The organism is Caballeronia sp. GAFFF2, assembly GCF_023631485.1.
Lineage (GTDB): Bacteria > Pseudomonadota > Gammaproteobacteria > Burkholderiales > Burkholderiaceae > Caballeronia.
On record NZ_JALQDA010000029.1, the window covers coordinates 1 to 25,986 of the forward strand.

Annotated in this window: 21 protein-coding genes; 13 read left to right on the forward strand and 8 right to left on the reverse strand. The window is 62.8% G+C overall.

Annotated features, from left to right (window positions below; all coding sequences use genetic code 11):
- Positions 1 to 276 precede the first annotated feature (276 nt).
- Positions 277 to 1,767: a mannitol dehydrogenase family protein gene (locus NCT04_RS21985; protein WP_250467715.1), complete on the reverse strand. Its 1,491-nt coding sequence runs from the start codon at positions 1,765 to 1,767 to the stop codon at positions 277 to 279.
- A gap of 106 nt (positions 1,768 to 1,873) precedes the next feature.
- Between NCT04_RS21985 and manD the strand changes: the two genes are divergently transcribed.
- From manD to NCT04_RS22000, 3 genes are all read left to right on the forward strand, one after another.
- Positions 1,874 to 3,082 carry a D-mannonate dehydratase ManD gene (manD, locus tag NCT04_RS21990; RefSeq protein WP_250467716.1) on the forward strand — a complete coding sequence of 403 codons (1,209 nt, stop codon included), beginning with the start codon at positions 1,874 to 1,876 and terminating at the stop codon, positions 3,080 to 3,082.
- A 63-nt stretch (positions 3,083 to 3,145) separates the two neighbouring features.
- Positions 3,146 to 4,183: an L-idonate 5-dehydrogenase gene (locus NCT04_RS21995; protein WP_250467717.1), complete on the forward strand. Its 1,038-nt coding sequence runs from the start codon at positions 3,146 to 3,148 to the stop codon at positions 4,181 to 4,183.
- Positions 4,184 to 4,239: 56 nt separating this feature from the next.
- A complete protein-coding gene (locus tag NCT04_RS22000; protein ID WP_250467751.1) occupies positions 4,240 to 5,559 on the forward strand; it encodes an MFS transporter in 1,320 nt (439 codons plus the stop codon).
- Here the strand turns inward: NCT04_RS22000 and NCT04_RS22005 are convergent.
- A complete protein-coding gene (locus NCT04_RS22005; RefSeq protein WP_250467718.1) occupies positions 5,549 to 6,667 on the reverse strand; it encodes a lactonase family protein in 1,119 nt (372 codons plus the stop codon). The two genes, NCT04_RS22000 and NCT04_RS22005, sit on opposite strands and share 11 nt — an antisense overlap.
- A 235-nt stretch (positions 6,668 to 6,902) precedes the next feature.
- Here NCT04_RS22005 and NCT04_RS22010 point away from each other — a divergent pair, with 235 nt between their 5' ends.
- From NCT04_RS22010 to NCT04_RS22030, 5 genes are all read left to right on the forward strand, one after another.
- Positions 6,903 to 7,889 carry an ABC transporter substrate-binding protein gene (locus tag NCT04_RS22010; RefSeq protein WP_284509402.1) on the forward strand — a complete coding sequence of 329 codons (987 nt, stop codon included), beginning with the start codon at positions 6,903 to 6,905 and terminating at the stop codon, positions 7,887 to 7,889.
- Between the two features lie 64 nt (positions 7,890 to 7,953).
- Positions 7,954 to 9,450 carry an ATP-binding cassette domain-containing protein gene (locus tag NCT04_RS22015; protein WP_250467719.1) on the forward strand — a complete coding sequence of 499 codons (1,497 nt, stop codon included), beginning with the start codon at positions 7,954 to 7,956 and terminating at the stop codon, positions 9,448 to 9,450.
- Positions 9,447 to 10,415, forward strand: coding sequence for an ABC transporter permease (locus tag NCT04_RS22020; protein WP_250467720.1), 969 nt, complete (start codon positions 9,447 to 9,449; stop codon positions 10,413 to 10,415). The genes NCT04_RS22015 and NCT04_RS22020 overlap by 4 nt, the downstream gene beginning before the upstream one ends.
- Positions 10,412 to 11,386, forward strand: a complete 975-nt coding sequence (locus NCT04_RS22025; RefSeq protein ID WP_250467721.1) for an ABC transporter permease — start codon at positions 10,412 to 10,414, stop codon at positions 11,384 to 11,386. Before NCT04_RS22020 ends, NCT04_RS22025 begins: the two co-directional genes overlap by 4 nt.
- 109 nt (positions 11,387 to 11,495) lie before the next feature.
- The gene (locus tag NCT04_RS22030; RefSeq protein WP_502800692.1) at positions 11,496 to 12,338 is read left to right on the forward strand and encodes a GntR family transcriptional regulator; all 843 of its coding nucleotides are present in this window, start codon (positions 11,496 to 11,498) and stop codon (positions 12,336 to 12,338) included.
- Between the two features lie 1,019 nt (positions 12,339 to 13,357).
- On the opposite strand, the gene NCT04_RS22035 is transcribed toward NCT04_RS22030, so the two are convergent.
- Positions 13,358 to 14,062, reverse strand: a complete 705-nt coding sequence (locus tag NCT04_RS22035) for a GntR family transcriptional regulator (protein ID WP_250467723.1) — start codon at positions 14,060 to 14,062, stop codon at positions 13,358 to 13,360.
- 252 nt (positions 14,063 to 14,314) lie between these two features.
- On the opposite strand from NCT04_RS22035, the gene NCT04_RS22040 reads away from it, so the two are divergent.
- Positions 14,315 to 15,448 (forward strand): porin, encoded by a 1,134-nt coding sequence (locus NCT04_RS22040; protein ID WP_250467724.1) that lies wholly within the window; start codon positions 14,315 to 14,317, stop codon positions 15,446 to 15,448.
- A 73-nt stretch (positions 15,449 to 15,521) separates the two neighbouring features.
- Here NCT04_RS22040 and NCT04_RS22045 read toward each other — a convergent pair whose 3' ends face one another.
- The 5 genes from NCT04_RS22045 to NCT04_RS22065 all read right to left on the reverse strand — a co-directional run bounded on the left by NCT04_RS22045 (position 15,522) and on the right by NCT04_RS22065 (position 21,377).
- Entirely contained in the window at positions 15,522 to 16,685 is a 1,164-nt protein-coding gene (locus NCT04_RS22045; RefSeq protein ID WP_250467725.1) for a pyridoxal phosphate-dependent aminotransferase, read from the reverse strand.
- Between the two features lie 81 nt (positions 16,686 to 16,766).
- On the reverse strand, positions 16,767 to 18,002 hold the full coding sequence (locus tag NCT04_RS22050; RefSeq protein ID WP_502800690.1) for a dienelactone hydrolase family protein: 1,236 nt from the start codon (positions 18,000 to 18,002) through the stop codon (positions 16,767 to 16,769).
- An 11-nt stretch (positions 18,003 to 18,013) separates the two neighbouring features.
- Positions 18,014 to 18,748, reverse strand: coding sequence for an SDR family NAD(P)-dependent oxidoreductase (locus tag NCT04_RS22055; RefSeq protein ID WP_250467727.1), 735 nt, complete (start codon positions 18,746 to 18,748; stop codon positions 18,014 to 18,016).
- Between the two features lie 5 nt (positions 18,749 to 18,753).
- Positions 18,754 to 20,727, reverse strand: coding sequence for an alpha/beta hydrolase domain-containing protein (locus NCT04_RS22060; RefSeq protein ID WP_250467728.1), 1,974 nt, complete (start codon positions 20,725 to 20,727; stop codon positions 18,754 to 18,756).
- 23 nt (positions 20,728 to 20,750) lie between these two features.
- Positions 20,751 to 21,377 (reverse strand): redoxin domain-containing protein, encoded by a 627-nt coding sequence (locus tag NCT04_RS22065; protein ID WP_250467729.1) that lies wholly within the window; start codon positions 21,375 to 21,377, stop codon positions 20,751 to 20,753.
- Between the two features lie 212 nt (positions 21,378 to 21,589).
- Between NCT04_RS22065 and NCT04_RS22070 the strand changes: the two genes are divergently transcribed.
- The 4 genes from NCT04_RS22070 (at position 21,590) to NCT04_RS22085 (ending at position 25,977) form a co-directional block, all read left to right on the forward strand.
- Positions 21,590 to 22,072 (forward strand): DUF3830 family protein, encoded by a 483-nt coding sequence (locus NCT04_RS22070; protein WP_250467730.1) that lies wholly within the window; start codon positions 21,590 to 21,592, stop codon positions 22,070 to 22,072.
- Positions 22,072 to 23,382 (forward strand): NAD(P)/FAD-dependent oxidoreductase, encoded by a 1,311-nt coding sequence (locus NCT04_RS22075; protein ID WP_250467731.1) that lies wholly within the window; start codon positions 22,072 to 22,074, stop codon positions 23,380 to 23,382. The genes NCT04_RS22070 and NCT04_RS22075 overlap by 1 nt, the downstream gene beginning before the upstream one ends.
- A gap of 175 nt (positions 23,383 to 23,557) precedes the next feature.
- Positions 23,558 to 24,844 (forward strand): MFS transporter, encoded by a 1,287-nt coding sequence (locus NCT04_RS22080; RefSeq protein WP_250467732.1) that lies wholly within the window; start codon positions 23,558 to 23,560, stop codon positions 24,842 to 24,844.
- Between the two features lie 20 nt (positions 24,845 to 24,864).
- Positions 24,865 to 25,977, forward strand: a complete 1,113-nt coding sequence (locus NCT04_RS22085) for a succinylglutamate desuccinylase/aspartoacylase family protein (protein ID WP_250467733.1) — start codon at positions 24,865 to 24,867, stop codon at positions 25,975 to 25,977.
- Positions 25,978 to 25,986: the final 9 nt, after the last annotated feature.

The following is a 25,986-nucleotide window of genomic DNA, read 5'->3' on the forward strand; positions in this document are numbered from 1 at the left end:
TTCCTTGTCTTGCCTTCGCTTTCCATGCTTCAAATCTCCCGTTACAGCCAAGATCCGAAGTCTCCTACATTTCCGGGGCGGTTCAGACCGCTTTGACTGGGAAGGTCTGGTCCTGTTCGCCGGGCTGGTGGTGCCCCTACTTCTGGCACTGGAGCACCTTCAACGCCTGGACGTCGCCGAATGGCATGGCACCGTCGCAGACTCGGCCTGGCCAAAACGAGGAAAGCGGTCATGAAGCCGCTGGCGATATAAGCCAGCGAAAATCAAGCAAAACGATCAAGTTTGGGGAAAAATCCTTAAGTATTCATCGACAGCGATAAGCGTCCCCGCATCTAGCGCTTTTGACGCCACCTTTAAACTTTCGACGAAGACGGGCGCATTGGCGAGCGCTTCGGGAAAGACTTCGCGAACGCCGAGTATCGAGGTTACGAGCGCTTCCGGGCTTGGAGCATTCGCGGCGAGTTCGGTCAGGCGTTGCGCCATCGGATCGCTGATCGGGTATGACGTGCCGTCGTCGGCGCGGCCGCGCAGGAAGCGCAACCACGCCGCCACCGCCAGCGCGAGCCCGTCGAACGACTGTCCCGCATCCAGTCGGGCCGAAATCGACGACAGAATGCGCGGCGGGATTTTCTGACTGCCGTCCATCGCAATCTGCGCACAACGATGCTTGAGCGCCGGATTCGCATAACGTTCGAGCAAGGCATCACGGTAGGCGAGCAGATCGAACGATGCAGGCACGTCGAGCGTCGGCGCAATCTCATGCGTCATCATCGCGTGGATGAGTGCGCGCAGCGGCGCGTGGCCGACCGCATCGCTGATGGCTTCGAAACCCGCGAGCATAGAAAGATAGGCGAGCGTCGAATGCGTCGCGTTGAGCATGCGCAGCTTGGCGATTTCGAATGGCGTGACATCGTCCACGAGTTGCGCGCCCGCAACTTCCCACGCAGGGCGTCCTTGCGGAAAGCGATCCTCGATCACCCATTGACGAAACGGCTCGCACGGCACGGGCACGTCGTCCGTCACGCCGAGCGCGGCGCGTGCGGATTCGCGGTCGGCATCGGTCGTGGCGGGAACGATGCGGTCCACCATCGTCGAGGGAAAGGCGACGTGTTCCGCGATCCACGCGCCAAGCGTTGCATCGAGCCTGGCAGCGAATGAGCGCACCACTCGCTGCAAGGCCGCGCCGTTGTGCGAGAGGTTGTCGCACGACAGCACGGTAAACGGCGGCGTGCCGACATCGCGGCGCGCTTTGAGGGCGGCGCTGAGAATGCCGGGCACCGTTGTCGCGTTGTCGGGATGGGCGAGATCGTGAATCACGCCCGCGTGGTCGAAATCCGCGTCGCCGGTCTTCGTATCGCGGCAATACCCTTTTTCGGTGACGGTCACCGAGACGACCTTCACGCGCGCATCGGCCAGTAATTCGAACAGACGCACGCGGTCGAACGGCATCGCCAGGACTTCTACTAGCGAGCGCACGACCGTCACGCTCACACCTGCCGGGCCACGTTCGACGACGCTGTAAAGACCGTCCTGCGCCATCAGGGCATCGCGCTTGCCGACGTCGCCCTGCAAGGTGACGCCGCAAATGCCCCAGTCGCCGCCGCGCGCAAGCATCGCCTCTTCCGTGTAAAGCGCTTCGTGCGCGCGATGAAAGTTGCCGATGCCCAGATGCACGATGCCAATCGCCGGCGCGCGCCATTCGGCGGAGAGTACACGGCCGCTCAGCGCGGGAAGTCCGGCAAGGGAAAGGCTTGAGTTTTGCGTCATTTTTCGGCGTATCTGATGAGGTCCGGCAGGGAAAACCCGGAATGACTAAGTGACATACTGGTATGGTAGTATGCGCTTGACCGCTTGCCCATTCAAGGAAATCCCTATGAAGATCATTCGCGCTGACGTCATCGTGACATGCCCCGGCAGAAACTTCGTCACGCTGAAAGTAGTGACGGACGAGGGCGTGTACGGCATCGGCGACGCCACGCTTAACGGCCGCGAACTGGCCGTCGCGTCCTATCTGAAGGATCACGTCTGCCCGATGTTGATCGGGCGCGATCCGGGACGCATCGAGGATGCGTGGCAGTTGCTCTACAAGGGCGCGTACTGGCGGCGCGGTCCGGTCACGATGACTGCGATCGCGGCAGTAGACATGGCGCTGTGGGACATCCTCGGCAAGGTCACGAACATGCCGCTGTACAAGCTGCTAGGCGGTGCCTCGCGCGAAGGCGTGATGGTCTATGGTCACGCCACGGGCCGCGACATTCCCGAGGCGCTGGATCGCTACGCAGAACACGTCGAGCAAGGCTACAAGGCCATTCGCATTCAGTGCGGCGTGCCGAACATGCGCTCGGTCTACGGCGTGTCGAAAGGCAACGGCATGTACGAGCCGGCGACCAAGGGCGCGGTGGACGAGCAAAGCTGGTCCTCTGAAAAGTATCTGGATTTCGTGCCGAAGCTGTTTGAAGCGGTGCGCGAGAAGTTCGGTTTCGACACGCATCTGCTGCACGACGTGCATCACCGTCTCACGCCCATCGAGGCCGCGCGGCTGGGGAAATCCATCGAACCGTATCGCCTGTTCTGGATGGAAGACCCGACGCCCGCCGAGAATCAGGCCGGTTTTCGTTTGATCCGCGAGCACACGGTCACGCCGATTGCCGTGGGCGAAGTCTTCAACAGCATCTGGGATTGCAAGACGCTGATCGAGGAACAACTCATCGACTATATCCGCGCGACGTTGACGCATGCGGGCGGCATCACGCATCTGAAGCGCATCGCGGATTTCGCGTCCCTCTATCAGGTGCGCACGGGCTGTCACGGACCGTCGGATCTCTCGCCGGTCTGCATGGGTGCGGCGCTGCATTTCGACCTGTGGGTGCCGAACTTCGGCGTGCAGGAATACATGGGCTTCCCAGCGGAAGCGCTCGACGTGTTCCCGCATGCGTGGTCGTTCAATCACGGCATGATGCATCCGGGCGATGCCCCCGGCCACGGCGTCGATATCGACGAAACGCTTGCGGCGAAGTATCCCTACGAGCCTGCCTATCTGCCCGTCGCGCGACTGGAAGACGGCACGCTCTGGAACTGGTGACGGCATCGGTCGGCACCCGACATCAAACATTCGGATTCACGCGTTACGCACAGGAACCTGACCATGCTCGCAGCCGTACTCCACGAAGCAAAGAAGCTCCTTATCGATGAAATCGACACGCCGCAACCGCTCGCGGGCCAGGTGCAGATTCGCGTGCACGCGGGCGGCATCTGCGGCTCGGACCTGTCGTATTACTTCAAGGGCAAGAGCGGGGATTTTACCGTGCGCGAGCCGTTCGTGCTCGGTCACGAAGTGGCGGGCGAAGTCGCGGCGCTCGGCGAAGGCGTCACGGGCCTGCGCGTGGGCCAACGCGTGGCGGTGAATCCGGGCCTGAATTGCGGTACGTGCCGTTTTTGCGTGAAGGGCATGCCGAACCATTGTCTGAACATGCGCTTCATGGGCAGCGCATCGACGTTCCCGCACATTCAGGGCATGTTCCGCCAGTACATCACGGCGGCGGCGCGTCAGTGCGCGCCGGTGCCCGACACGCTCGATTACGCGCAGGCGTCGATGGCGGAACCGCTGGCCGTCGCGCTGCACGCGCTGAAACAGGCCGGCTCGCTGGTCGGCGCGAGCGTGCTGCTGGTGGGGTGCGGGCCGATCGGCTGCATCGTGCTGGCGGCGGCGCGGCGTTCGGGCGCGCATCGCGTGGTGGCGCTCGATCTCGCGCCGAAGGCCTTGCAGATGGCCGAATCGCTGGGCGCGGATGAAATCGTGCTCGCGACCGATGCCGCGCGCATCGAGCAATGGTCCCGCGAACGCGGCACCTTCGATGTCGTGATCGAGGCATCCGGCAGCCCGGCCGGACTTGACACCGCGTTGCGTTCGGTGCGTGCGGGCGGCGCGGTCATCCAGTTGGGCAATCTGCCGGCGGGGCAATCGCCGGTCGCGGCCAATCTCGTGATGGCGAAGGAACTGCGCTATCAAGGCTCGTTCCGCTTCACCGACGAATACGCGGTCGCCGCCGAGGAACTGGCGTCGCAACGTATCGATCTTCGTCCGCTGATGACGCATGCCTTCCCGCTCGCGGAAGCCAATCGCGCTTTTGAAGTCGCGCTGGACCGAAATCAGTCGATGAAGGTGCATCTGCAATTCGACTGAACTGTTCCATCCGCCATAACGACGATAAAAACAGGCGGCACACCGGAGACGTGATGATGATTAAAAGCCAGCGATGGTTCGTCGTCGGCCTGCTGTTTCTGGCGGGCGTGGTGAACTATCTCGACCGCGCGGCGCTGTCAATTGCCGCGCCGCTGATTCAGAAAGACCTGCATTTCACGCATGCGCAAATGGGCGTTGTGTTCAGCAGTTTTTTCATCGGCTATGCGCTGTTCAATTTCGTGGGCGGCGTGCTGTCCGACAAGATCGGCGCGAAGAAAGTATTCGGCGGCGCGATGGGCATCTGGTCGCTCTTTTGCGGGGCGACCGCGCTGGCGAGCAGCCTCGTTTCGCTGATCGTGCTGCGTGTGCTGTTCGGCATGGGCGAAGGACCGTTCAGTTCGTCGAACAGCAAGATGGTGAACAACTGGTTCCCGCGTCGCGAAGTGGCGAGCGCGATCGGCGTCATCAGTTCGGGCACGCCGCTGGGCGGCGCGCTGGCGGGGCCGATCGTGGGCTTCATGGCAATTCAGTTCGGCTGGCGCTGGGCCTTCGTCATCATCATGGTGATCGGACTGGCGTGGCTCGTGTTGTGGACCTTCGCGACGACCGAGCATCCGCAGGAAAACAAGCGCGTGAGCCGCAATGAACTCGCGCTGATCGTCGCGGGCCAGCAGACCGACGTGTCGATGGAGCAGGGCGCGCATGGCGAAAAGGCCGGGCTTGGCTTCTATCTGCGTCAGCCGCTCATTCTGGCCACGGCGTTCGCGTTTTTCTCGTACAACTACGTGCTGTTTTTCTTTCTCTCGTGGTTCCCGACCTATCTGACCGAAGCGCATCACATGTCCTTGCGCGACATGAGCTTCGCGACCGTGATTCCGTGGCTGCTCGGCAGCATCGGGCTCGCGGCGGGAGGGTTCATCACCGATGCGATTCTGCGCTTCACCGGCAAGCCCTTGTTGTCGCGGCGGCTGGTGTTGTCGGTATGTCTGGGCATCGCGGCGCTGTGCGTGGCGTTCGCCGGACGCGTGCAGACCACGCAGGGCGCGGTCGCGCTGATGTCGGTCACGATCTTTTTTCTGTATGTCACCGGCTCGGTTTACTGGGCCGTAATTCAGGACACCGTGCGACGCGAAAACGTGGGCGGCGTCGGCGGCTTCGTGCATCTGCTTGCCAATCTGGCGGGCGTGATCGGGCCGGCGGTGACTGGCTTCATCGTCGAGGCGACGCATGGAGCGTATGGCGCGGCGTTCGTGCTAGCGGGCGTGGTCGCGGTGCTGGGTGCGTTGTGCGCGTTCATCTGGATTCGCGAGCCGCGCCACGCAGGCCGCGGCGTAATGCAGGCGCGCCCGGCAGAAGCACGCGCGTCTACGCGATGATCTTCACGCACATCGGCGTGCCGATCGGCATTTCATCCGCCTGGTCGACGAGCGCGCCGCTTGCCGGATCGCGCCGCCACACGACGAGGTCATCGCTGTCCTGATTCGCCGCGAGCAGAAATCGGTTCGATGGCGACAACGCGAAGCTGCGCGGTGTCTTTCCACGGCTTTCGTAGATGCCGCGACGCTCGCCGATCGCGCCATCGTCCGCGAGCGCATACACGCCGATGCAGTCCTCGCCTCTGAACGACGCATAGAGAAAGCGTCCGTCGTTCGACACGGCGAGATCGGCGGCGTGGCTCACGGCGCAGGACGCGGGAAGGCCATCGACGGTCTGCACGATCTGTAACGTGCCGTTCGCTGGTTCGTAAGCCAGCACGTCGAGCGTGTTGTTCAACTCGTTGACGACATACACACGGTCGAGCGCAGGATGAAACGCCAGATGACGCGGACCACTCCCCGGCACACAGCGCAACGGTTGTGCGAGCGGCGGCAACAGCCCGTCGCCGTCCGCATCGATGCGATAGGTCGATACAGTGTCCGTGCCGAGGTCCGTCACCAGCGCGAAGCGATTGTCCGGCGCGACCGCGATGCAATGCGCATGGGGCACGCCCTGCCGATCCGCACGCGGTCCCGCTCCGCGATGCGCGTATTCTCCGCGCGCCTTCGTCAGCGTGCCGTCGTCCTGCACCGCGAAACTCACGACATGGCGGCCTGGGGTTTCGCCCGGTGTTTCGTGCGCATAGTTAGCGACGAAGACATGGCGTCCTGCGCGATCGGTCGTGCAGTAAGCGGACAGACTGCCGCGCGTCGAGCGGCTTTCGCCGACGGCCGCGAGCGTGCCGCTTGCGTCATCGAATGTGTACGCGCCTATCGCGCCTTCCGCGACGCCGAAAACCTCGCTCGATGCGTACAGCATGCGGCGCGCGGGCAGCACGGCGAGATAGGTGGGATTGTCCATGCCGTCGAGTTCCGCGAGCCGTTTGAGTTTGCCGGTGGTTTCATCGAGCGACAGCGTGGTGATGCCGCGCCCGTTGGCCGTCGCGAAATGCGGCACCGCGCGATTCACGCTGCCCACGAAAACGAGCGCGCCCTTGCGTTGATTCATCGTTTCTCCTTCATGTCTTCCGATGTCTATCCGATGACGCAGCTTACGCGCCGCGTCGAATGTCCGATTCCGGACAAATACCTACTTGTATGGTAGTAGGTTGATCTCTATGATTCAGACAACGATGCAGAAGAACAACCCCTCGCACGCTCATTTAGGGCAGACCAGCCGATTCAAGGAGACGACAGTGGCACTCACATCCATTCGCGCAGCACAACTCGCGGGCATCGCCTGCATGGCGATCAGCGCGGCCGCTTCCGCCGCTGTCGCCACGGGCGATACCTCGAAGGACAAGATCGCGCTATCCAACAGCTATGCGGGCAACACGTTCCGTCAACAGCAGTTGAAGAGTTGGGCCGATGTCGCGACGCAGGCGAAGAAGGCCGGACTCGTCGCCGATGCCCCCGCCTTCACGACGGCCGAGAATCAGGCGACCGAGCAGGCGCAGCAGATCCAGAATCTCGTGTTGCAGGGTTACAAGGCGATTGTCATCAACGCGGCATCGCCGACGGCGCTCAATGGCTCGATCAAGCAGGCGTGCGCGGCGGGTGTGGTGGTGGTGTCGTTCGATGGCATCGTGACCGAACCGTGTGCGTATCGCATCGCAGCGGACTTCCACAAGATGGGCGCGGAGCAGGTCGATTTCCTCGCGAAGCAATTGGGCGGCAAGGGCACGCTCCTCGAAGTGCGCGGGCTCGCAGGCGTGTCGGTGGATGACGAGATTCATCAAGGCATCGTCGATGAACTGAAGAAGTATCCGAACATGAAGATCGCCGGTTCGGTGTACGGCCAGTGGACGCAGACGGTCGCGCAGAAGGAAGTCGCGGGCATTCTGCCGTCGCTGCCGCAAATCGATGGCGTCGTCACGCAAGGCGGCGATGGTTACGGTGTGGCGCAGGCATTCCGCGCGGCGGGCCGCAAGGTGCCGACCATCATCCTCGGCAATCGGCAGGAAGAACTGGCGTGGTGGCAACAACAGGGCGTAGGCGCGTACAAGACCATGTCGATTGCCGCCGATCCGGGTTCGTCGACCTTCGCGTTCTGGGCCGCGCAACAGATTCTCGCGGGCAACAAGCTGCCGCACGAAATGTCCCTGCCGACACTGACCGTCACGCCGGAATCGTTGCCGACAGTCTTGCCGAAGACCGCGCCGGGCACGGTCGCGAGCAATGTGTTTTCGCGCGAACAGGTGGTCGACATGGTGCAGGGCGTGAAGAAGTAAAAGCGGAAGTAAAAGCGCTTTCGTATTTCCTTACTCGAACCCACTCCATCTGGAGCCCTGGCGGATGAATCACTCCGATAGCATCGTGCTCGACGCGCCGCACGCTTCGTCTCCTCTGAGAACGCTTCTGTCGATCCGCGCACTGGCCGTGTCCTTCGGTCCGGTGCGCGCGTTGCAAAGTGTTGATTTCGATTTCGCGGCGGGCGAGTGCGTCGCCATCGCCGGGCACAACGGCGCGGGCAAGTCCACGCTCATGTCGGTGTTGTCCGGCGCGAGGCGCGCGAGCGAAGGCGCGGTCGAGATGGAAGGCGACACGCACGCCAACGGCTTTGATGCGGCCACGGCGCGCGCGCTCGGCATCCGCTGCGTGTTTCAGGAACTGTCGCTGTGCGCAAACCTCACCATCGAGGAAAACATGCGCGCGGTGCATCCGCAGTTACGCGGCGTCAGATGGCGCAGGCAGGCGCGGCGCATCATCGAGGCGCAACTGGACGCGATCTTTCCGGGGCACGGTTTGCGCGGCACTGACGTCGTCGGCGATCTCTCGCTCACGCAGCAGCAGATGGTGGAGATCGCGCGTGGTTTCGCTCAGGTGGATGCGCCCGTGCGCCTCGTCATTCTCGATGAACCCACGTCAAGCCTCGACCGCTACACGGCGCAACAACTGCTCGCGTATATCCGCGTCTGCGCGGGGCGCGGCATCACCTGCATTCTCATCACGCACATGCTGGAGGAGATGTTGCAAAGCGCCGACCGCGTGATGGTCATGCGCGATGGCAAGATCGTCGCCACGCTGCCCGCGACGAATCTGGAGAAGGAACACATCATCCGCGCGATGGGGCAGTTCACCGAAGCCGCTGCGCTATCGCAGCAACGCGCGGCGAAAGCGAACGCGGCAGGCGCGCTCATGCAATGGAACGTCGGCCCGCGCGGACGCACAAGAATCGAGGCAGCGCGCGGGAGCATCGTCGGCTTCGCGGGGCTGGCGGGACAAGGGCAGACGGACGCCTTGCTCGCCATCTACGCGCAAGCCCGCAAACGCGGATCGGGACAGACGGTGGCGTTCGTCGCCGGCGACCGGCGCGCGGACGGCGTGTTCGCGGACTGGTCGATTGCCGAGAACTTCGACATCCGCGCGCTCTACGACAGTAATAGCCCGACGTGGATCGACCGCGAAGGACTGCGCGCGCGCTTCGATACGTGGAAGCAGTGCATCAATATCCGCGGTGCGGGACCGGCCGCGCCGATTCTCTCGCTTTCGGGCGGTAATCAGCAGAAAGTGCTGTTCGCCCGCGCGCTCGCCTCCGACGCCGAACTTGTGCTGATGGACGACCCCATGCGCGGCGTCGATATCGGCACGAAGCTCGAAATCTACGGATTGTTGCAGGCCGAAGCCGAGAAGGGCCGCACCTTCCTGTGGTACACCACGGAAAACGACGAGTTCGCCTACTGCGACCGCACCTACGTCTTCCGTGCGGGCCGCGTGACGCGCGTGCTCGACGCGGCCGAATGCACCGAAGACGCGCTGCTTGCCGCCAGTTTCGATGAGGTTCCCGCATGAACACGACTACCGCCGTGAGAACGGCTTCCCCTCGCGCGGCACGGCGCATCGACTATCGCGCGGCGCTGCCGTTCGTCTCGTTGCTGGCCGTGCTGGTTCCGATGGCGATCATCCAGCCGAACACGCTTAGCTACTTCGGCATAGTGATGCTGCTCAACCTCGGTGTGCCGATCGTTTTCGCCACGCTCTCACAACTGGCCGTCATCACGGCGAACGAACTCGATCTGTCGATCGGTGCGTTCGTGAGTCTGGTGGCGTGCATTGGCGCGACGCTGCTGGTTCAGCATCCCGTGCTCGGCTGGCTCGCGCTCGCGGGATGCGTGGTGCTGTATGCGCTCGTCGGCGCGCTGATCGAGTTGCGCCGCATCTCGTCGGTGGTGGTCACGCTCGGGCTGTCTTTCATCTGGAACGGGCTGTCGGTGCTTCTGCTGCCGTCGCCGGGCGGCACGAGCCCCGACTGGCTTTCCTCGATTATGGGCTTCAAGTCGCCGGTGATTCCCGCGCCGCTCGTCTGGACTGCGGGTATCGCGCTGGTCGCGCATCTTTTGTTGATGCGCTCGCCCGCCGGTGTCGCGCTGCGCGGCGTGGGCGGCAACGCGCCCGCGATGCGCCGTTTCGGCTGGTCGATCATCCGCGCGAAGGCGCTGCTGTTCGGCTGCGCGGGTTTGTTCGGCGTGTTCTCGGGGCTGGCGCTGCTTGGCCTCACTACCTCGGCAGATGCGAACATCGCGCTGCGCTATACCTTGCTGTCGGTCGCGGGCGTGATCCTCGGCGGCGGCGAATTCGTCGGTGGGCGCGTGTCGGCGTTCGGCGCGGTGCTCGGGGCGATTACGTTGACGCTGGCGTCGTCGTTCCTGTCCTTCCTGCAGATTCCGCCTGAATGGCAGGTCGGGCTGCAAGGGCTGATTCTCATCGTCGTGTTGTCGCTGCGGCTTGTGTTCCGCAACCGGGGAGGCCGTCAATGAAAGGCGCACAATCGATGAACAAGCCCGCGTTCGCCACCACGCTTCGCGACTTGCCGTGGCTCTGGTCGGTGGCCGGCGCGGTCGTGACCGGCATCGCGGCGATGGTCGCGTTCGGCGCATTCACGGCGGGCAACATGCTGTCGGCGGCGTCCGCGTTCGTGGTGTTCACCGTGCTCGTCGGACTCGGACAGATGCTCGTGGTGACGAGCGGGCCGGGCAACATCGACCTGTCGATTCCGGCGACCATTGCGCTGGCGGGCGGCGTCGGCATGCGCGTGATGGCGGCGAAAGACGGCGCGCTGCTCGCGGGCATTGGCGCGGCGGTGGGCGTGGGCATCGGCATCGGACTGTTCAATTACGCGCTGATTCGCTTGCTGCGCATTCCGCCGATCATCGCGACGCTTTCGTCGAGCTTCGTGCTGCAATCCACGGCCATCAGCCTCGGACGCGGCAGTTCGGCGCCGCCACCCATCCTCGAAAATTTCTCGCTGAGTCATGTGGCGGGTGTGTCGAGTCTCGCGTTCGTCGCGCTCGCCGCCACGCTGTTGGTGGCGAGCGCGCTGTTTCGTCTGGTGCCGGGGCGAAGTCTCTCGGCGGTCGGGCAGAATGCGCGCGCGGCGAATCTCGCGGGCGTTCGCGTGGAGCGCGTGCGGTGCGCGACCTACGTGAGCTGTTCGGTGCTGGTGTCGCTGGCGGCGTTGCTGCTGGCGTCGTTTTCCGGCGGCGCGACGCTCGACATGGGCGCGGACTACATGCTGCTTTCCGTCGCGGTGGTGGTGATCGGCGGCACGCAGGTGTCCGGCGGCCGCGCCAGCCCGACTGGCGTGTGGGGCGCGGCGTGCTTCCTGTTCCTGATCAACGCGCTGCTCAATGCGAGCGGCGCGGGGGCGGGCGTGCGCGCGGTGGTATACGGCGCGCTCATCATCGCGGTGACGACGATTGCGGGCGGCTCGCCGGCGGCGCGTCGCTGATGAGGAGAGCAGGCGGCCAGTTGCGGTAACGAAGCATAGTAGTATGGAGGCATCGATTCACGACCGAACACGACCGCCCCGCGCGTTTCCGCCCACCGCCACGACGACGATGAAAGCTGCCAAATCTGACGACGTCATTCTGCTCGAACCCGACAGCGCCGAACCCGCGAGTCCCGCGCCCCGCCGCTCGCGCCGGCGTCTGGGCGATGGTGGCGCGGTCGCAGAACAGTTGCCTGACCTGGGCGCGCAAGTGTCGATGGATTCGCCTGAGCCGATCACGCGGCAGATCTACCGCGCGCTGCGGCAGGCGATCTTCGCCGGTCAGATGGTGCCCGGCACGCCGCTCTCCGAAAAGGAAGTCTCCGACATGTTCCATGTCTCGCGCCAGCCGGTGCGCGAGGCGTTCATCAAATTAGTCGAGGCGGGCGTGCTTCAGGTCTTGCCGCAACGGGGCACCTTCGTAAAGCGCATCTCACCGCGCCGCGTGCGCGAGGGACGTTTCATCCGCGAGGCCATCGAGACCGCCGTCGCGCGCAAGGCCGCCGCGCACATCACCGATGCACAATTGCGCACGCTCGGCGATAACCTGAAGGATCAGCGCATCGCCGCGAAGGCAAACGACACCGCCGCGTTCCTTGCGCTCGACGAGGCGTTCCATTGCACGATCGCGCAGACCATCGGCTGTCAGGCCGCATGGGATACCATTCAGGACATCAAGGCGCAGATGGATCGCGTGCGCTATCTGAGCCTGCCGGACGATTCGCCGCTTGATCATCTCATCCGCCAGCACGCGAAGATTCTCGCGGCCCTGCGCGCGCACGATCCCGATGCCGCAGAAAACGCCATGCGGTCGCATCTGCGTGAAATTCTTGTCACCCTGGGCCCGATTGCGAAGCGGAATCCGGCATGGTTCGAGGCGGATGAGAGTGAAATTGTGCCGCTATTAGAATAATCTTCGCTATGCGTCCGAGCCGTATGCGCTCGACGGCGCGAGCGGTCACACATCTGTTGCTCAAATTCTGCAGTGCGAGTTCTGTCGGGGCGGCACCTATTGATCATTTTGCTTTTTTAGAAAAGTTGCTTTACCCGAACGTGATCTTTCTCTGTCGAGACATTAGTTCTAGATCGCGAGCAAGGTGGCTGCAGACATTGCGCGAACCAGATTAGCCGGCGCGACGCGACAAGGTACAGCACTTGCACGAAACGGCCATGTCGTTGCGCCAGCGATAATGGCGATGCGCCAAGCCGGTTGCTTGCGCCACCGCATCGGCAGTCCTCGGCCACAAGCCGACGGTCGTAGGCCCCGCGGGTCAGACGATCAGGCGTCGGCTTCGCCCCCATAATCAGCCATCCGATTGTTGGAAACGAACGCTTCCTTCATTGGTTATCGCCGACATCGAACCCATTCACACACAACCGCAGGCGTTCGGCGAATTTCTTAACGGCAAGGTCACGAGAAAAAAGGGCAAACCTCCCCATCAGCTACCTTGTCTCCCGGACGTTGAACCCGCGCTGCAGACAAAGACCGTTAAAGCGGCATAAGAACGCACGCGCATCCGCCGATGAGTCTTGGCGCATGGTCCGCGATGATAGCCTTGAAAGCTATCTTCGGGGCCGTCTGACGATTTGGATTGCAACGTCGATCCTAGCGGAAACAAGAAAGATAGACGGATCGACTGCCGCTGTGCCGGCCCGACGAGCGTGCGGCCCCGTTCACTTGCACCGTTGCTGTCTTGGTTTGCCTGCACCGGTCAGTGAGCTCTCCAGGGTAGGAGCAACGCCTTGCTGACAAGCGAACTCCAACACGAACACCTTGCTCACGACGGCGTTGCCCATCAGACCCGTTGCAACTCGTAACGCTTCGATCGCAACGGTTTGTTCGGCCTATCCTGCAATCTGGTCGAGCACCTCTAACGCCTTGAATAACGCCACCGTCGAGCTCGTGCGGTCGATGTAACGCAAGCTGCGCTCCTATCCGGCCGCCACAACCTCTCGCTTCTCGATGGTCTTGATCAGGAAGTCGAACGACATGCGAATGTCCTTCTCCATGGCCTTGCGTGCGGCCGAAGCGTTGTGCGCTTCCAGCGCGTCGACGACGACATGATGCAAGTCCGTGCCCGCTGTGTTGTAGGGCACTTTTTCATCTCGTTCGACTTCTTCGGTGATGACGCGCATGTAAGGCCCGCATTGCAACCACACGGTTTCGATAAGCGGAGGAAGCACCGTCGAACCGGACGCCCGATAAATCAGGAAGTGGAACTCCTGATTCTTGACGAGACTTTCGTGAATGCCATCGTGCTTGATGGCGAGTTCATGTTCCGAAATCAGCCGACGCAGGCGGCGAACCGCGGGTTCATCGATATGCTTTGCGGCCATTTCGGTGGCAAGCCCTTCCAACGCGATGCGCGCATCGCACAAATCGCGCAGATGCTTCCTGCTGATATCGGGAACCTGAATGGTTCCGTTCGGCAGAGCGACCAATCCATTCTCTACCACCAACTGACGCAAGGCCTCACGCACGGGCATGGCGCTTGAACCGAACGCTTCAGCCAGCGTCGCCACCGTAAGCTGACGGCCCGGCTCGAAGCGACCCTGCATCAGCGATGCGCGCAGTTGCGCATAGATCGACTCCTGCATGGTGGATCGTTTCACGACGCGCGTGAATTGCTCGGTCATGGTGGTGTGTGATCAATCGATCATTCTGTTGGCTGGCGCAGTTATGTTACCAGTTATTGATACGCCACGAAATGCACCCAAAAGCTTTTCCTGCCTGTGTTGTGAAGCCGAAAGCCACTGCTTGACAAAGAATTTTTGTCCCAGAAAAATCCGCTCCATCATTTGATTATTTGATCAAATCATGGAGCGCCGCCAAAGCCTGTTGTGATGGTGCGCGTCTGACCCACAACCCATCGCTCATACTCCTGGCACATGATCAGAACCACCACTTCAAGAACTCCATCGCCCCGTCCCGCATGGCTCGCGGCGCTCGCGGTCTTCGGCGCCTGCGCCGCGCTCGGCCTGCCGATGCAGGCGCGCGCGCAAAGCTCGGTCACGCTGTACGGAATCGTCGATGCCGGCGTGGCCTATGTCAGCAACGTCGGCGGGAAGACGGACTGGATGGCGACCAACTCGGTGATGCAGGCCAATCGGCTCGGCTTTCGCGGGGTCGAGGATCTGGGCGGCGGCACGAAAGCTGTCTTCGTGCTGGAAAACGGCTACAGCACGACCACTGGCGCATTGGGGCAGGGCGGCAAACTGTTCGGACGTCAGGCGTACGTCGGGCTGACCGACAAGCGCTGGGGTTCCTTGACCTTCGGGAATCAGTATGACTTCATGGGTCTGACGCTCGGCATGTATGAAACGTCGACGTGGTTCCTCGGCCAGTTCTCGGATCACCCGTTCGCCAACGACCGTGCGAACGCCCAGCGCGTGCCGAATTCTGTTCAGTATCTGACGCCGGTGTGGAGCGGATTTCAGTTCGGCGCGCAGTACGGCTTCTCCAATCTCGCGGGCGACATCAACGGCAACGGCCGCTCGTACAGCTATTCGGCGAGCTACACGGCGGGCGCCTGGAACATCGCGGCGGCTTATACGGAAGTGGCCGGCACGTCCTCGCTGCTGGATATCTCGTCGATCTACGGGCAGCCGACGGGCCGCACGGTGCTGGGCGGAAGCTACTTGCGAACGATGGGCGTGGCGACGAGCTACCGCTTCCAGAAGACCTTCGTCTATGCGATGTACACGCAGTCGCTCTACGCGGGCATTCGTGGCGTGGGCGTGGAGAATGCACTGTTCCGCAACGGACAAATCGGCATGACGTATTCCTTCACGCCTTCACTGACCGCAGCCACCGGCTACACGCTCACGACGCTCGGCTCCACGCGATGCAATCAGTTGAGCACGACGCTCGACTACGCGTTGTCCAAGCGTACCGACGTGTACGCGATGGTGCTGGCCGAGCACATGCAGGGACATGACGCGCGCGCGTCGATCATCGGAATCGGCACATCGTCCAGCCCGAATCAGATCGTCGGGGATGTCGGCATTCGTCACCGCTTCTGAGTGATCGCAATCTAAGCACGGAAAAAAGGCCGATTGATTATCGGCCTTTTTATTTAGCACTACATTTAACCTATCAGAGCTTATCGAAGAACGCGTGCAGGCGCTGCATCGCTTCGACGATACGGTCCTTCGATTCCGACCCGAAGCACACGCGCAGATGGCCTTCGCCCGCCGCGCCATAGAAGCTGCCTGCTTCCACGACGACCCGCGCTTCATGGAGGATTCGGTCCGCGCATTCCTGAGCCGACAAACCTGTCGCGCTGATATCCGGAAACGCGTAAATCGTGCCTTCTGGCGACGCACACTGCACGTGGCGCATGGCGTTGAGGCTTTCCACGACGATCGCGCGCTTCTGCGCATCTTCGCCGACGAGTCGTTCGAGCATCGCGCGGTCGCCGCTCACGGCCGCCAGCGCGCCCGCCTGAATGAACGTGTTGACGTGCGTGACATCGTTGGCAGTGATTTTGAGCAGGGCGGGCATCACATCGGCGGGGGCGGTCATGAAGCCGAGGCGCCAGCCATCCATCGCGTGCGACTTGGTGAACGCGAACATGGAGAGCGTGCGCTCTTTCATGCCCGGCAAGGAACCGATGCTGACGTGACGCGCACCGTCGTAGACGATCTCTTCGTACACTTCATCGGAAAGCACCGCGAGATCGTGGCGAATCGCGATATCCGCGAGCGCGCTCAGTTCGTCGCGGGTATAGACGCGCCCGGTCGGATTGGCCGGATTGACGATCACGATAGCGCGCGTTCTCGGCGTGATGGCACGCTCGATGGCGGCGGCATCGATGGAAAAGTTCTTTCGATCCAGATCGACGACCACCGGTTTGCCGCCCGCCATTTCGATCTTGCCGATGTGCTGCGGATAGTACGGCGCCAGCAAAATGACTTCGTCGCCCTGATCGATGAGCGCGAAAAACGCCGCAAAAGAAGCATGCGTGAGGCCGTTGGTCACGAGAATATCGTTCTCGGTCACGTCGAGCTTATTGCGCGTGAGCAGTTTGTCGGCCAGTGCCTGGCGCAGCGCGGGCAGGCCGCGCATGTCGCTGTAGTGAACGTCGCCGCGCAGCAGGGCGTCGATGGTGGCCTGCTTGATGGGCATCGGCGTGTCCGCGTGCGGGCAGCCGAGTTCGAGGTGAATCACATCGGATGTGTCGCCGGGCAGATTGCGGGCTTTCTCGTACATGCCGTACGATTTCTTCGATGTTTCGGTGATGCGTTTGGCGAGTTTCATGGCGTTGGCGATAACAGTGTCATGGCCCGTGTCGCGATCAACGCGGGCCGTTCGATAGCGATGGTGAATGCGGCGTGCGAATCAGACGGGCTTGTCTTCGCTCGATGCCCAGTTGCGCATGAGCGTGTTGCTTGGCAGACCTTCGTCGATCATCTTCTTTGCCGTTTCGATTCCGGCGACGGGCAGGCCCTTCGGGTCCAGCACGCCGATCTGAACGAGCACGGAGGCCTGATCCCAGTAGATGTGTTCGTTGTAGAGCTTGTCGCCGCGAAAGCAGACCACCGCCAGCATCGGAATCTCGAAGTACTTTCCGGTGGGCGCGAGTCCCGGTAGCAGCCAGTCGATCTCGCGGTCGTGCGTGGCGCAGAATACGAATTCATCGACGATCCGATCCGAGCCGATCGTCCGCGACACCGGAATGAGTTGCGTGTCCGCCGGGTTCGCATCGACGAAGTGGTACTTGTAGAAGCGCTTGAGCTGGTCGTGTCCGACACCGCCGGTCATCGTGGGAACATGATTGACGTAGGGTTCGGCGACCATGGTGGGCATGACGGCATCGACATCGCGCGTGGCGAATTCGTAATAGCAGTGGCGCTCCCACAGCGCGTTCAGATCGTGGACCGGACCCATGACCTTGCGCAACAACGCGAGCGAGCGCGAGTAGGCCATCGTGGTCGCGGGCTTGTCGAAGTGTGGGCGCCCCGGCGATGCAAAGGCGTGATCGCATCCCGGATACACGTATTGTTCGATGCCCTGATTCGTCGCCAGCGCACGCATGATCGCTTCACGTGCGTCGAGCGGACAGAAGGCATCGTCACCAGCGAAGTGAAAGACCATCGGACACTGAATGGCCGGCACTTCGTCGAGATAGGCGTCGAGGCCGACGCCGTAGTAACTCACCGCACAGTCGATCTGCGTGCGCGCAGCGGCGAGCATCGCGAGCTTGCCGCCGAGACAATAGCCGAGCGCGCCGATCTTGCCCGCATGTTCCGGCTGCATGCGCATGGCATCGACCGTGGATTCGATATCGCGCACCGCGAGGTCGATATCCACGCGCTCGTTGAAGCCCAGCGCCTTCGCGAAGTCTTCCTGTTCATAGCCGAGCACGACGCCCGGGTCCATGCGCCAGAAGAGATCGGGCACGAGCACGACATAGCCTTCTTCCGCATAGCGATCCGCCATGCTTTTCATGTACGCGTTGATGCCGAAGATCTCTTGCAGCAAGACGAGCCCCGGTCCGGAGCCTTGCGCGGGAACGGCTTTGTATGCCGCGAAACTCCGACCATCGTGGCTCTTGATTTCAATCATTTGACTCATGCGTTCCCCGCTCATTGAGGCTGCGCTTGCGCGCCACCGAGAATTTGCGCGTGCAGTGTGGTGCGATCCGCAGCCAGCATCCCGGCCACGCCTTGCGCCATTGCACCGATATAGATTTCGCGCGGTGCACCGCCGATTGCATCGAGCGTGGCATCGACGACTTCGCGCGTCGTGAGTTTCTCGCCGATGTAATCGCGGCTCATGTCCGTGTCGATGGCGCCGGGCATTACCGCGTAGACGCGCACGCCTTGCGGCGCGAGTTCGGCGTCGAGTCCTTCGGTGAGCCGCAAACCCGCCGCTTTGGATGCGCATAACGATGTCATCGCAGGCAGGCTCACGCGTGCGAGCACGGAGAGGATGTTGACCATTGCGCCGCGCGATGCAATCAGATGCGTCGCGAAGGCATTGGCCATCGCGAGCGTCGCGAAGAAATTCACTTCCATTTCGAGGCGTGCGCGCTCGGGCTGGCCTGCGTGCAGCGCGCCCGTTTGCGTGTTCACGCCCGCGTTATTGATCAGCAAGCTCACGTCGGATGCCATCGCCGCCACGCGTTTTACATCTTCCGGATTCGTGACATCGAGCGTGACGGGCACGACGCACGGGTTCTGAAAAGCGCGCTCATCGGCAGCGCGATGCGTGGCTGCGTACACTTTGCCCGCACCGCGTGCGACGAGCGTTTCGACGAACATCGCGCCCAGTCCGCGATCGGCACCAGTGACGAGCGCGACAGTGTTGTGATCGATCATAAGAGTCAGATGATGTGGAAAATATCGGTGGCGCAATCGAGTTCAGCGGCGAGTCGCGCGGCGTCATCGGCAAGCATGAAGCGTTGTTCGACCAGCGATGCAGCAGCGTCGAGCAACGCGCTGCGCCACGCATCGGCGTTCGCGTAGCGGGCCTCGAACGCGGGACGTCGGTCGTTTTCGATCCCGGCCGGGCGCAGGCCATCGCGCGCAAAGGGAATGTACGAACCGTAGACGCTATACAGGCCGCCCGGCGCGAAGCCTTCGGCGCGTGGCGCCCAGCCCGCATGCGTGCCGAGCGGCGCCTGGACGAACGGATGACGCACGCCCGCGCTGCCGTTTCCATCGCTATCGACGGCGGGGACGAACACGGGATAACGCGGTCCCGGCCGCGGCGGAACCTGCGAATGATCGAGCAAATGCAATTCGTTAATGACACGCGGACTGTCGATGCCGGTTGTCGCTTCGAAGCGTTCGTCGAATCGATCCAGCGTCCACCATGTGCCGTCCGCATGCGACGGAAACGCGCTCGGAGGAGGCGCGATGTCTTCATCGACCCATTCACGCATGGCCACGAACAGGGCGCGCAGGATGGCGCCATACGTGAGCGGATTGGTGGCATGGCGCGTGACCTTCGACTTCGGCAACGGATAGTCGCCATGCGCGATACCGGTCGTCAGATACAGGCGCACGTCCGGATGCCCGGGCAGATCGTGGCCTTCGCAATCGGTCGCGACCAGCGATGCGCGCGCCGACCATGCTTCGGAGTCGGTATCCATCTGCATGATCTTCGGCACCGTGTTCGATGCCTCCGCGCGCGCGAGAATGCCGTCGGTGTTTCCGCTGATCGGGTCCGTGAGCGTTTGATAGGCGAAGGGAAACTGGTCGCCCGGATAGCTGTGGTCTTCGTGCTGACGCGAGTAGCGGCCCGGCTGGGAGAACGCCGCGTTGACCCACGCGCGCCGCGAGCCGGAAATGATCGGCACGGCGGCATCGAAGACGATGCGTGAATCGAGCGTCTCGTTGAAGCCTTGATGGATGAAGTCGCGCAGCACGCGCCCGCTTTGCGAAAGACCGAAGCCAAGCGCGCGCGAACGAGGCGCGGCGTCCTCCGGCCAAAGCGGATTGGGCGTGCCTTCGCTGTCGTGCGATTCGTACTTCAGGAAGGCCATCACGTCGCGCACGCTCGCATAGCCGAGACCCATCACCACCGGATCTTGCGCTTCGTAGATGAACTCGTAGATCGCGCCGCGATCCAGCGTGCAATGCGGCAGACGCCGGACCTCGATGGTGTTTCGATCCAGAAAGCGCCATTCGATGCCGGGCGCGGGCGTGCGCACGTCTTTTTCGTGCTGGCGCGCGGTGAGCGTCGCGCCGGCGGGTTCCGTGCTTGCCGCGGGGTAGGACAGCGTCAGCACGGTGCGCTCGCCGTCCATCTCCTGCACGATGGCGCCGCGAATGGAATCGGGCGCATCGAGCACGAACTCTTCCCAGCCCGTGCCGGTGATCGGCTGGCCGTTTTCGCTCGCCACCGGAAATTGCGCGAGCATGCGTCCGCCGCCCGGCTCGACATTGCCTTGCCATGCGGTCCAGACGATCGCGTAGCCTTCGTGCATCAAAAAGCCATTGCCGATGTCATCGGGCGTCGATGGCAGCGCCACCACGGGCGCATTGTTGATTCGCACGATGCCGCGTTGCGTGCCGCGATTGAGGTACTCGTAGAACAGCCAGCCATTGCCGCGCGGCAGATCGACGGGCTTGTAGACATGAAAGTCCACGCTGTACTGCACGCGTCCGTTTGCCGGGCGCGGCGCACGCGCCAGATTGACGATGCCGCGATTGAGCGGCGCATCCGGGTCGATCTCGCAATGCGCGCGGCCCGACAACAATTCGTACGCACCGACCCGGCCGTCCTTGCCGAACACCATGCCGTCGAACACGGGCTGCCGCGACAGCACTTCGAATCTCGTTACACCTGACATTGAATTCTCCTGGACTGCGCTTTTCACGGCTGCGCGACGATGCGCAAATACGGACGCAGAACCTTCACGCCTTGCGGATACATCGCTTCGGCCTGCTCCTGCGCGAGCGATGGCGGCAGCATCACGGGCTGTCCGTCCATCCATGTCGACGATGTGGCGACCTTGCGCTTTGCAGTGAGTTGCACCGCCTTCAGGGTGCGCAGGATTTCGCTGAAGCTGCGGCCGTTCGTCACCGGATAAGTCAGCGTCATGGCAACACGGCGATCCGGCGCGACGAGCAAGGCAGTGCGATACAGGCTGGCTTGCAAAGCCGATTCGTCGACGAAACCGAGCGCGCGCGGCACCGTACCGCTCGGGTCGTTGACGAGCGCGAACGACGGTGCGCAATCGAGCGCGTCGCGCAAATCGCCGAGCCACGCGGCGACCGTTTCGTCCGTGTCGATGGATACGCCGAGCACGCGCGCGCCACACGCCTCATAAGCTTCGCGCAGCGTTTCGAGCGCGGCGAATTCGGTGCTGCACGTGGGGGACATCGCCTTGAACGCGAAGATCAGCGCCCACTCGCTGCCGAGCCAGTCGTGCAGGCGCATCGGGCCGTGCGATGAGATCGCCTCGAAATCAGGCAGGGCGCTTCCGACGGTCAGTGTCATGCGGTTCACCCGAAATAATTTGATCAAATGATATCTGCGCACAGTGTCGGGGCTACAAAACCCACTGTCAAGCGCATTTGACCGGCGTCGTCGAAAACCAGGCCCGGTTATGACATTCCCTTGCTTAACGTTTTATTATTTGATCAAATGATCGTCACGCGAATGCGGTGGCATTGGCCAACCAGCCCCGCATGCCTCACCACGGAGAAAAGATGACTACCCGAAGTATTGTCGTGACTGAAGCAAACAGCGGCCTGCAAGCCCGTTTCACCTTGCTCGACCAGCAAGCGCCCGAAAGCGCGGAGTTCGTGTGGGACTTGCTCGCCACGCCGCGCGATATTCCCGCCATTCACGCGATGTGGACCGGGCCGGAGATTTCCTGCCCGGTGCCGACCGCGATGATCGACCCGGCGCGCAACGCCCGCGCGCTGCCGCCGGAAAACGCCACCATCACGCCACAGGCTGGCGATCTGGTGCTGGCCTATGTGCCGGCGCACATGTGGGGCGGCAATCCGCAGCCGGTCTTCGATCTCGGCTTCTTCTACGGTCCGGGCGGACGCATGCTGTTTCCGATCGGCTGGCTCGCGGGCAATGTCGTCGCGCGCGTCGATTCGCAGGATCTTCAGGCGCTGGCTTCGGGCTGTGCCGCCATCCGCAAGAATGGCGCTTGCACGCTCAGTCTCGCGAGGGCCTGATGAGCACGGACACTCCACCCGACGCGCTCAGACAGAACTACTGGCCGACCACGGCCGGCGCGGCGGCCGCGTTTCATCGGCTGGACGCGGACATCGACTGCGATTACGCGGTGATCGGCGCGGGCATCATGGGTCTGAACAGCGCGCTGGCGTTGCGCGAACGCGGGGCCAGCGTGACGGTGCTGGAAGCGGAGCATCCCGCGACGGCGGCATCCGGACGCAACGGCGGACTGGTGGTGCCGAGCCTGCCGCGCGTCGGCCCAGCCGATGTGATGCGCCTCCTCGGCGACGATTACGGCCCGCGTCTCGTGAGTCTCGTCGCGGATAGCGCGCAGGCGGTGTTCGATCTCATCGCCCGTCACGACATGAAATGCGATGCCGTTCAGGGCGGCTGGATCAATCCCGCGCATGCGGGCGAACTGGTGGACAGGCTCAAGGCGCGCGTGGATGCCTGGAGCCGCGCCGGGTCGCGTGCGCGCTGGATGGATCGCGCCGAAGCGTGCGAGCGCATCGGCAGTGCGTCGTTCCACGGCGCGCTCTACGATGAAAGCGGCGGGCATCTCAATCCGTTTGCCTACACGCAGGAACTCGCGCGCACGGCGAGTATGAAGGGCGCGCGAATCCATATCGATTCCCCGGTGCTGCGCATCGATGCAGCGAGCGGCCGTTACCTTCTGCGCACGCCGACCGGCACGGTACGCGCCACCACCATCCTGCAATGCACGAACGCCGCGCCATCCGGTCCGCGCGCGCTGGCGCCGGCGGTCGCGCGCAGTGTCGTGCCGCTGACGGTGTTTCAACTCGCCACCTCGATCGTGCCGCAGGCCGCGCGCCGCGCCATGCTCAAGGGCAACGAAGCGCTCTCGGACACCCGCAATAATTTGTTCGCACTCCGGTTCACGGTCGATGGCCGCATCGTCACCGGCGGCATGGCGCCGCTCACGCAGTGGATGGCCGAGCCGCGTCTGTTGCACTCGCTTGCGCGCCGCATGGAGCGGATTTTTCCGCAACTGGGCGACGTGCGTTTCGACTTCATCTGGCGCGGTGGCGCTGCGCTCACGCCTGATTTTCTGCCACGCTTGTTCGAGGTCGGACCGAACTGGTATGCGCCCATCGGCTGCAACGGACGCGGCATCGCAATGACGACCACACTGGGCCAGCGCATGGCCGATTACGCCGTCGACCGCGATGCCTCGCGCCTGCCGGTTCCGCTGATGTCCGCAGCGCCGATCAAGGCGCACGCGGTCGCACGCTACGCGCCGCAATTGCTGCTGCCGGTCGGCATGATCCAGGACGCGATGCGTCGCTGAGACGCAAAATTATCTGCAACACGAAGGACTTTTTCTTGACCCCGTTTTATTGCCGCAAAAGAATGCATCCAGATCATTTGATTATTTGATCAAATATCAGCGCGATGTGTAACGGCTCCACAAGGTTCGAGCCGCTCCGCAGTCGCTAACGCCAAATTGGATCAAGGGGAACGATGTGTCGGGTGCAAGGGAATTCAAAACGGGTTGGGGCATCATCCTCGCCGCGACGATTGGGATCGGGACCAGCCTGACCACGATGGCGTCATACAGCGCGGGCGTGTTCCTGCCGTCGCTGACCAAAACGTTCGGCTGGGCGGACTCGCAGGTCATGATCATCTTCATGATCCTGTTTTTCGGCTCCAGCCTGCTCGGGCCGACCATCGGCACGCTGGCGGATCGCATCGGGCCGCGCAAGATCGTGCTGTGCTCGGTGGTGGGGCTCGCCATCGGCTGGATGCTGCTGGCGTTCACCACCAGCTCGATCGTCTCCTTCTATGCGATCTTCGCGATCATCACCTTGCTCGGTGCGGGCACGCTTCCCGTGACGTGGACCAAGAGCGTGGTCGTGCATTTCAAGGAGAAACGCGGCATCGCGCTCGGTATCTGTCTGGTTGGAACGGGCATCTTCGGCGCGCTCATCAAGCAGTACGCGTTCCACATGCTCAACCTGTTCGGCTGGCGCATGGCGTATGTGAGCCTCGGCGCATTTCTGCTCGTTATCACTTTGCCGATTGCGTTCTTCTTCTTTCGCGAGCCGGCCGTCGATGACATGGCCCATGCACACACCGCGAGCGATGCCTCCGCGGCGTTGCCCGGACTCACGATGAAGCAGGCCCTGCGCATGCCGGCCTTCTGGATTCTGAGCGCGAGCTTCTTTCTGTTGTCGCTGTCGCTGGCGGGCATCGCGCCGAATCTGGAGCGCTTCTGGACCAAGTCCGGCTTCAGCATGTCGGATGCGGTGAGCATCGCGTCGTGGTATGGCATCGGCATCGTTCTGGGACGACTGATCACGGGATGGTTCCTGGATCGCATCTGGGCACCGCTCGTCGTCTTCACGATGCTGTTGCCCTGCGCGGCCGCGTTCCTGTTGCTCGCGCACGGCGTGAATAGTTTCTGGGTGGCATCGCTGCTGGTGTTGATCGTCGGCACATCTTCGGGCGTGGAGTACGATGCGCTTGCCTATCTGGTCTCGCGTTACTTCGGCATGCGCGCCTATTCGGCCATCTATGGCGGTGTGTTCATCGGCTTCGCAGTGGGCGCGGGGCTGGGGCCGTTTTCCTTCAGCAAGCTGCTTTCGATGCTCGATGGCTACGACGCCGTGCTGATCATCAACGCTGCCATTGTCGTGGTCGGTGCCGGTGTGTTGCTGTTTCTCGGCGCTTATCCGCGCGCAGCGGGTAACGGCGACGTGGTGAAATCGTCGTCCGGTCGCGGCAGCCTGCGAACGCCTCCGGCGACCTGAAGTAAGAACGAGGAATTCTCATGGCACATGTGATCGAAACCGTATCTGTTCTGTCGTCCAGTCCGGGTACGCAACGAACGCTGAAGGTTCATCGCATCGGCAATATCGGCGCGCGGCCCAAGGCATATTTTCAGGCGTCGCTGCATGCCAATGAAACGCCGGGTTTGCTCATCGCTCATCATTTGCTGAGTCTCGCGCTCGCCGCGGACCGCGCGGGTACATTCAAGGGCGAACTCGTGATCATGCCGTTCGCCAATCCAATCGGTCTGTCGGACAACGTGCTCGGCAATCAGATCGGCCGCGAGGCGCTCGATGGCGGCGGCAACTACAACCGTGGCTGGCCCGATCTGTCGAAGGGTCTCGACGCGCGTCTGGAAGGCAAGCTCGGCGCAAACGGCGACGCCAATATCGATGCCATTCGCCAGGCGCTGCGTGACACGCTCGACGCCTTGCGTCCGCCGACCGAAGTGCAGTCGATGCAGACCGAACTGCTCAAGCTCGCCATCGACGCCGATTTCGTCGTGGATTCGCACACTGAACTCGTCGCGATTGCCGGCATGGTGGTCGCGCCCTGGTGCGAGGCGATGCTCGATCCGTTCGTCGCCGAGATCGATCCGGGGCTGGTGCATGTGACCGATACGCCCACGCTTTTCGACGGTACGTGCAGCAAACCGTGGCATGACCTGCGGCAAACGCTCGGGGATCGCTATCCGATTCCGCAAGGCAACGTGAGCGTGACGATCGAAATGCGCGGCGCTGCCGATGTCTCCGACGAACTCGCAAGTCGCGACGCGAACGCCATCTTCCGTCACCTTGCGCGCATCGGCGTCGTGAAAGGCGAGTTCGATCGGCACGCAACGTGGTCCGGAGAAAAAACCCCGCACGAAGCCATCTCGATGATGCGCACGCCCGTCGGCGGGGTGATCGTGTACCCGTATCCCCTTGGCACGGACGTGCAGGCGGGCGATGTCATCGCCGAGATCGTCGATCCCGACGCGGACGACCCCGCGCAGGCGCGCACGCAGATTCGCGCGAGACGGCCGGGCAGGTTGTACGCCGCGGTGTCGAACCGATTGGTGCGGCCCAACGACATCGTGATCAAGATCGCCGCCAACGACTTCGCGCGCGACTGAGCCGCAGAT

What these genes read in the sequence shown, in the direction of transcription:
- NCT04_RS22020 (WP_250467720.1), top strand. Translation starts at nt 9,447, where the DNA reads ATGAACACGACTACCGCCGTGAGAACGGCTTCCCCTCGCGCGGCACGG.
- NCT04_RS22075 (WP_250467731.1), top strand. Translation starts at nt 22,072, where the DNA reads ATGAGCACGGACACTCCACCCGACGCGCTCAGACAGAACTACTGGCCG.
- NCT04_RS22010 (WP_284509402.1), top strand. Translation starts at nt 6,903, where the DNA reads ATGGCGATCAGCGCGGCCGCTTCCGCCGCTGTCGCCACGGGCGATACC.
- NCT04_RS21985 (WP_250467715.1), bottom strand. Translation starts at nt 1,767, where the DNA reads ATGACGCAAAACTCAAGCCTTTCCCTTGCCGGACTTCCCGCGCTGAGC.
- NCT04_RS22045 (WP_250467725.1), bottom strand. Translation starts at nt 16,685, where the DNA reads ATGAAACTCGCCAAACGCATCACCGAAACATCGAAGAAATCGTACGGC.
- NCT04_RS22030 (WP_502800692.1), top strand. Translation starts at nt 11,496, where the DNA reads ATGAAAGCTGCCAAATCTGACGACGTCATTCTGCTCGAACCCGACAGC.
- manD (WP_250467716.1), top strand. Translation starts at nt 1,874, where the DNA reads ATGAAGATCATTCGCGCTGACGTCATCGTGACATGCCCCGGCAGAAAC.
- NCT04_RS22055 (WP_250467727.1), bottom strand. Translation starts at nt 18,748, where the DNA reads ATGATCGATCACAACACTGTCGCGCTCGTCACTGGTGCCGATCGCGGA.
- NCT04_RS22000 (WP_250467751.1), top strand. Translation starts at nt 4,240, where the DNA reads ATGATTAAAAGCCAGCGATGGTTCGTCGTCGGCCTGCTGTTTCTGGCG.
- NCT04_RS22025 (WP_250467721.1), top strand. Translation starts at nt 10,412, where the DNA reads ATGAAAGGCGCACAATCGATGAACAAGCCCGCGTTCGCCACCACGCTT.
- NCT04_RS22035 (WP_250467723.1), bottom strand. Translation starts at nt 14,062, where the DNA reads ATGACCGAGCAATTCACGCGCGTCGTGAAACGATCCACCATGCAGGAG.
- NCT04_RS22050 (WP_502800690.1), bottom strand. Translation starts at nt 18,002, where the DNA reads ATGAGTCAAATGATTGAAATCAAGAGCCACGATGGTCGGAGTTTCGCG.
- NCT04_RS22015 (WP_250467719.1), top strand. Translation starts at nt 7,954, where the DNA reads ATGAATCACTCCGATAGCATCGTGCTCGACGCGCCGCACGCTTCGTCT.
- NCT04_RS22085 (WP_250467733.1), top strand. Translation starts at nt 24,865, where the DNA reads ATGGCACATGTGATCGAAACCGTATCTGTTCTGTCGTCCAGTCCGGGT.
- NCT04_RS21995 (WP_250467717.1), top strand. Translation starts at nt 3,146, where the DNA reads ATGCTCGCAGCCGTACTCCACGAAGCAAAGAAGCTCCTTATCGATGAA.
- NCT04_RS22060 (WP_250467728.1), bottom strand. Translation starts at nt 20,727, where the DNA reads ATGTCAGGTGTAACGAGATTCGAAGTGCTGTCGCGGCAGCCCGTGTTC.
- NCT04_RS22040 (WP_250467724.1), top strand. Translation starts at nt 14,315, where the DNA reads ATGATCAGAACCACCACTTCAAGAACTCCATCGCCCCGTCCCGCATGG.
- NCT04_RS22005 (WP_250467718.1), bottom strand. Translation starts at nt 6,667, where the DNA reads ATGAATCAACGCAAGGGCGCGCTCGTTTTCGTGGGCAGCGTGAATCGC.
- NCT04_RS22065 (WP_250467729.1), bottom strand. Translation starts at nt 21,377, where the DNA reads ATGACACTGACCGTCGGAAGCGCCCTGCCTGATTTCGAGGCGATCTCA.
- NCT04_RS22070 (WP_250467730.1), top strand. Translation starts at nt 21,590, where the DNA reads ATGACTACCCGAAGTATTGTCGTGACTGAAGCAAACAGCGGCCTGCAA.